The following is a 3211-nucleotide window of genomic DNA, read 5'->3' on the forward strand; positions in this document are numbered from 1 at the left end:
CTTGGTGGCTCATAGCTTTTTCAGTGTTTTAGCATCACAATTACTCTTTGTTATTCTTGTGTCTGGTTCTGTCTTTGGGATAATGGCTTTGTCCCAGGTAACTATTGGATAATCCTTAGCGATTTCTCCAATAACAGTTCCCGTTTGTCCGACTTCAAAGCCCCCGGTTATCTTTTTACCACCAGAAATTTCAACTAACTCAACTCTGTCGCCTTCTTGAAATGCCATATAGTTAACTTCCTCTGATCTGCTAATATCTAAACTTCGGTGCTGGACTTCTTAGTTTTTCTCTGACCCACAGTTTTAATTGGGGCGATTGTCGGTTCTGGGTCACTAGATGGGGGTTTCTGTTCACTGGGTTTTTGAATTACATAACTGATTGCACCTGCACTACCCACGCTTGCGGCTGTGATGAACATTGCGTTTCTACCGAAGTGCTGCACTCCGAAATAGCCAAGCACTAAAAACCCAGTAGTAGTAATAGAAAGTAGAATTGGTTTAGATATTTTCATCTGGTTCAATTAGTAAACAGATCATCGTAGCTTTCGACTTTGGAAATTGGATTTACGCTGGGTGAAGCTCCATTACACTTATCTCGAAAATGTTTCCGCAGTATCCAACACACGGCAGCTGTTAAATCGTCACTCAAGAACAAGCTCTCTGCCTCAGCTTTCAAATGCGGAATTAATTCTCGCGGAACACTCACCCTGTTACTTTCAGCCATCGTTATTCCCCCCTATTTTTGATGTGAAATTGCGAGTTTCAGCAATCCCTGAACATTTACGATCTGTGAGTTTTGAATTGTGGCGATTCCTTGCCGCGCTGCGATTGAAGCAACATTCGGTAACGCTGCCCCGCCGCCAACGAGATAAACCGCATCCAAATCATCAGCGCGAGATTGCAAATGCTTCCACGCTGGGACTAGACAAGATGCAAGCCACCCCTTCAGTTCATCGCTGTAAATCTCCGAAAACTCCCAGGCAGTCGTTCCATAGCTGAAATTCTTAGCCAATCCCTCACGGATTAAATGAGGGTTAGCTGGTTTGTTTAAATGGCGGCGGGTTTGGAGATTATTCGCTATCGCCTCACACAAATGATGTACGCCCACAGTGTCGATCTTTCGGCTGTTCTGTAGCAGTTTATTGCCCTCGAAAATTGAGGTGATCGTCGTGCCATGCCCCAAGTCGATTAACGCAATTTTCTGTTGACCAGGAGCGCGAGAAATTAGCAAAGCCCCTACTCCCTCCTCTGTGACTTGACAGTTGACATAAATATTTACAATGTCTTTTCCATCAAATTTGACGGTGTGATTTCCTTGCAGCGCTCTCTTTAAATCAGATGAAAATGCCTGGGAGTCGTGCAAACTGGCAACTACGAGTAAGTTATAAGTTTGTTGCCTTGGAACAAGTGCGATCGCTCCCAGCAGCATTTGCAGACCGTAAGTAATCTTATTCCTCCAGTCGTCAACTATACGTCCAAATGATTGCTTGAAATATATCTCCGCAGTCTCTCCGATTAACCATTTTGAGTTAACTAGGTCGGTGCGATCTCCTTGCAAATATTCGACTAATGCGCCATTCCCTAAACTCTCATAGTCGTTTTTATCACTGTCGGATAATGATTTGAAGTATGAGGGGATGAGGATCTGTCCTTGTGGGGTATGTAACTTTGAGTACCCGTTACCGCAATCCCATCCGCATGGGGTTATGTCATGGGTAATTCTGCCATTAGTGGCAATTGTTTGCAGATATGTCAATTAAGACCATCCTTATTTGATTAGTGGGGAATTGTTTGTTAGTTTCGCTAAACGGGCTTAGGGCTTCACTTTCAGCAAGTCGGGGTTACTGTTTGCAGCAATGGCTGGGTCTGTTATCCGCCGGCTGTGTTGGTGGAGGTTGCCGTTTGTGGCTTACACTTGCTAATATATAGCAGGTGCTAGCACCTGTCAACACTTGCTGAAATATTGAGTGATGAAATGACATGAGCTTAAGATGGTTAAATAGTATGACTAATTGCTATAAATGCCATCTAAAAACCCGCAAGTGTCGATACGGCTGACTCCTGAAGAGTACGAATATCTTCAGGATGTGGCTGAACGAAACTTTGTAACTTTGCCTCAGTTTGTCAAAATATTGGTTAAAAAAGCGATTGCAGAAGACAAACAGAATAAAAAGGTATCATGACCACCGATCAACCCCAAAACACGCCTCGCCTAGATCGTATCGAAGCAGTTTTAGACACTGTAGCGATGCGACTAGACACTTTAACTAGACAACAAACCAACACTCAAAACCAGCTTGATGACCTCGTTTCTACCGCTAATAGCATTTTTGCGAGAAACGCCATTATGAACGACGTGCTTCTGGAGTTGCGTGAAAATTCCGAACAGCACCAGCGTAGCTTCGAGCAACATCAACGTAATTTTGAGGAGCATCAAAGGACTACAATGCTGCTTTACAGAGTTTAGAAGCAATTCTCCTGCAACTTATGGGGGGTAGGTAGCGATCGCATTAATGAAAGTATTAAAAGTATTTGCTCTATTTATCTTTTTACAACTTGTTCTTGAAATTCTAATAGCAAATACAAGCACAACTACTCTTGCCCCTGACAATACAACACACGGAACAAACATTAGAAGAGATTGAGACATGATCCAAGGCAAGTTAGAAATTACCATCAAAATCAGCGAACTGCCCCAATCGGAAACTGTAGAGAATGGTTGGCACCGACTAGAGATTGAATGCGACGAACGCATTATTACGATGGTTATTAAGCCGAAAATCTTCAAAAAACTCACCGATGCACAAGCTAACTACCCTGAGTGGGTGGGTGCGATCGCAGGGAAGATGGGAGAGACGACCGAAAACGGCTTTGTACTGCTAGAGCCTAACATCCAGGTTTTCGAGAAAAAATCAAAAGGGGACAAAGTTCCAGCAGCTTGATAGTTTCTTCTTCCAATCCACGGAAAAAAGACAATTTACCAAGGTGGTAGCGGCAACGCCCCAGCTACCAACGGAGGCAATGCAGGAAATCTAGAACCGTTGAGTCTATTAATACCAAGAATTTAATCCTGTTACTTGTCAACGTATACGTTTATCAGTAGTTGCACACTTACAAATGGTTGGGTTTTTAGCCTTTCAATTTACGGCATAGTGGACAATATCCCTTCCACAAAATTACTCGGCAGTTCTGAAAATTCTGTCAGAAAAAA

7 protein-coding genes are annotated in these 3211 nt (G+C 43.1%); 3 read left to right on the forward strand and 4 right to left on the reverse strand.

The annotated features are described in order from the left end of the window. Nucleotides 1–9: 9 nt before the first annotated feature. Genes HWQ37_RS29940 through HWQ37_RS29955 form a run of 4 tightly spaced genes read right to left on the reverse strand, consistent with a single transcriptional unit; the run spans nt 10 to nt 1756 of the window. The gene (locus tag HWQ37_RS29940; protein WP_292754040.1) at nt 10–228 is read right to left on the reverse strand and encodes a hypothetical protein; all 219 of its coding nucleotides are present in this window, start codon (nt 226–228) and stop codon (nt 10–12) included. 29 nt (nt 229–257) lie between these two features. After that, nucleotides 258–512, reverse strand: a complete 255-nt coding sequence (locus HWQ37_RS29945; protein WP_292754041.1) for a hypothetical protein — start codon at nt 510–512, stop codon at nt 258–260. Between the two features lie 5 nt (nt 513–517). Beyond that, nucleotides 518–724, reverse strand: coding sequence for a hypothetical protein (locus HWQ37_RS29950; RefSeq protein WP_292754042.1), 207 nt, complete (start codon nt 722–724; stop codon nt 518–520). Between the two features lie 12 nt (nt 725–736). Beyond that, entirely contained in the window at nt 737–1756 is a 1020-nt protein-coding gene (locus tag HWQ37_RS29955; protein WP_292754043.1) for a ParM/StbA family protein, read from the reverse strand. A gap of 265 nt (nt 1757–2021) precedes the next feature. Here HWQ37_RS29955 and HWQ37_RS29960 point away from each other — a divergent pair, with 265 nt between their 5' ends. The 3 genes from HWQ37_RS29960 to HWQ37_RS29970 all read left to right on the forward strand — a co-directional run bounded on the left by HWQ37_RS29960 (nt 2022) and on the right by HWQ37_RS29970 (nt 2942). Beyond that, nucleotides 2022–2183 carry a hypothetical protein gene (locus HWQ37_RS29960; RefSeq protein ID WP_292754044.1) on the forward strand — a complete coding sequence of 54 codons (162 nt, stop codon included), beginning with the start codon at nt 2022–2024 and terminating at the stop codon, nt 2181–2183. Next, the gene (locus HWQ37_RS29965) at nt 2180–2467 is read left to right on the forward strand and encodes a hypothetical protein (protein WP_292754045.1); all 288 of its coding nucleotides are present in this window, start codon (nt 2180–2182) and stop codon (nt 2465–2467) included. Before HWQ37_RS29960 ends, HWQ37_RS29965 begins: the two co-directional genes overlap by 4 nt. A 181-nt stretch (nt 2468–2648) precedes the next feature. Next, complete coding sequence (locus tag HWQ37_RS29970) at nt 2649–2942, forward strand: fertility inhibition FinO-like protein (RefSeq protein WP_292754046.1); 294 nt, start codon at nt 2649–2651, stop codon at nt 2940–2942. Nucleotides 2943–3211 lie beyond the last annotated feature (269 nt).

Origin of the sequence: Nostoc sp. NMS4 (assembly GCF_017115095.1) — a bacterium.
In the GTDB taxonomy this organism is placed as follows: Bacteria; Cyanobacteriota; Cyanobacteriia; order Cyanobacteriales; family Nostocaceae; genus Nostoc.